The 2278-nt window shown below is 62.7% G+C and carries 1 protein-coding gene; it reads right to left on the reverse strand.

Going from position 1 to position 2278, the window contains the following annotated elements; translation table 11 throughout:
• The coding region (gene rpoC / locus ACN5KJ_RS20410; RefSeq protein WP_418596029.1) for a DNA-directed RNA polymerase subunit beta' at positions 1-2258 on the reverse strand (2258 nt) is incomplete at its 3' end.
• Positions 2259-2278 lie beyond the last annotated feature (20 nt).

The following is a 2278-nucleotide window of genomic DNA, read 5'->3' on the forward strand; positions in this document are numbered from 1 at the left end:
TCGATGATGTCGCCGTTCGGCTTCGCCATCAGGCCGCGCATCCCGCCCAGCTGCTTCATCTGCGTGACCGAGCCACGAGCACCGGAGTGCGCCATCATGTAGACCGAGTTCGGTTCCATCTCGGCGCCGTTCTCGTCATGCTTGGCGGCGGAGATGGTCGACATCATCGCCTCGGTGACCTTGTCGTTGCACTTCGACCAGGCGTCCACGACCTTGTTGTACTTTTCGCCCTGAGTGATCAGGCCGTCCATATACTGCTGTTCGAAGTCCTTCACCTGATCGCGGGTATCCTCGACGATGGTCCACTTGTTGTCGGGGATCACCATGTCGTCCTTGCCGAACGAGATGCCGGCCTTGAACGCCTCGCGGAAGCCCATGGTCATGATCTGATCGCAGAAGATCACCGATTCCTTCTGACCGCAGTAGCGGTAGACGGTGTCGATGACGCGCTGGACGTCCTTCTTGCGCAGCAGCGCGTTGACCAGCTCGAACGGAGCCTTGGCGTTCATCGGCAGCAGCGCGCCGAGGCGCACCCGGCCCGGGGTCGTCTCGTAACGCTTGACGACCTCGTTGCCTTCCTCGTCGATCTGCTTGACCCGGCAGGTGATCTTGGCGTGCAGATGCACCTCGCCCGCGGTCAGGGCGTGCTCCACTTCCTCGATCGAGGAGAAGGACATGCCTTCGCCCTTCATGCCGTCGCGCTGGATGGTCACGTAGTAGAGACCGAGGATCATGTCCTGCGAGGGAACGATGATCGGCGCGCCGTTGGCCGGCGACAGGACGTTGTTCGTCGACATCATCAGCACGCGCGCTTCCAGCTGCGCTTCGAGCGAGAGCGGGACGTGCACGGCCATCTGGTCACCGTCGAAGTCGGCGTTGAACGCCGAGCAGACGAGCGGGTGAAGCTGGATCGCCTTGCCCTCGATCAGTTGCGGTTCGAACGCCTGGATGCCCAGACGGTGCAGCGTCGGCGCACGGTTCAGCATGACCGGGTGTTCGCGGATCACCTCGTCGAGGATGTCCCAGACTTCCGGGCGTTCCTTTTCGACGAGCTTCTTCGCCTGCTTCACGGTGCTGGACAGACCCTTGGCCTCGAGCCGCGAGTAGATGAACGGCTTGAACAGTTCGAGCGCCATCTTCTTCGGCAGGCCGCACTGGTGCAGCTTCAGTTCCGGACCGGTCACAATGACCGAACGGCCGGAGAAGTCGACCCGCTTGCCGAGAAGGTTCTGACGGAAGCGGCCCTGCTTGCCCTTCAGCATGTCCGACAGCGACTTCAGCGGACGCTTGTTCGCGCCGGTGATGACGCGGCCGCGGCGGCCGTTGTCGAACAGCGCGTCGACGGCTTCCTGCAGCATCCGCTTTTCGTTGCGCACGATGATGTCCGGCGCGCGCAGCTCGATCAGCCGCTTGAGGCGGTTGTTCCGGTTGATCACGCGGCGGTACAGGTCGTTGAGGTCGGAGGTCGCGAAGCGGCCACCGTCCAGCGGCACCAGCGGGCGCAGTTCGGGCGGGATGACCGGGATCACGGTCAGCACCATCCACTCGGGACGGTTGCCGGATTCCAGGAAGCTTTCGACGACCTTCAGGCGCTTGATGATCTTCTTGGGCTTCAGTTCGCCGGTGGCCTCCTTGAGATCGGCGCGCAGCTGCTCGGCCTCGGATTCGAGGTCGATGGCGGCGAGCATCTCGCGGATCGCTTCAGCGCCGATATTGGCGGTGAAGGCGTCCATGCCGAACTGATCCTGCGCGTCGAGGAATTCGTCCTCGGTCAGCATCTGGCCATAGGTGAGGTCGGTGAGACCCGGTTCGATCACCACGTAGTTCTCGAAATAGAGCACCCGTTCCAGATCGCGCAGCGTCATGTCCAGCATCAGGCCGATGCGCGAGGGCAGCGACTTGAGGAACCAGATGTGGGCGCAGGGCGCGGCCAGTTCGATGTGGCCCATGCGCTCGCGGCGGACCTTCTGCAGCGTGACTTCGACGCCGCACTTTTCGCAGACGACGCCGCGGTACTTCATGCGCTTGTACTTGCCGCACAGGCACTCGTAGTCCTTGATCGGGCCGAAGATGCGCGCGCAGAACAGGCCGTCACGCTCGGGCTTGAACGTGCGGTAGTTGATCGTCTCGGGCTTCTTGATCTCGCCGTAGGACCACGAGAGGATCCGCTCGGGCGAGGCCAGAGAGACCTTGATCTCGTCGAAGACCTTGGGCGGGGTCAGCGGGTTGAACGGGTTGTTCGTCAGTTCCTGGTTCATGTCTTAACCTTCAGATCAGG

This window comes from Ponticoccus sp. (in: a-proteobacteria), from assembly GCF_048381735.1.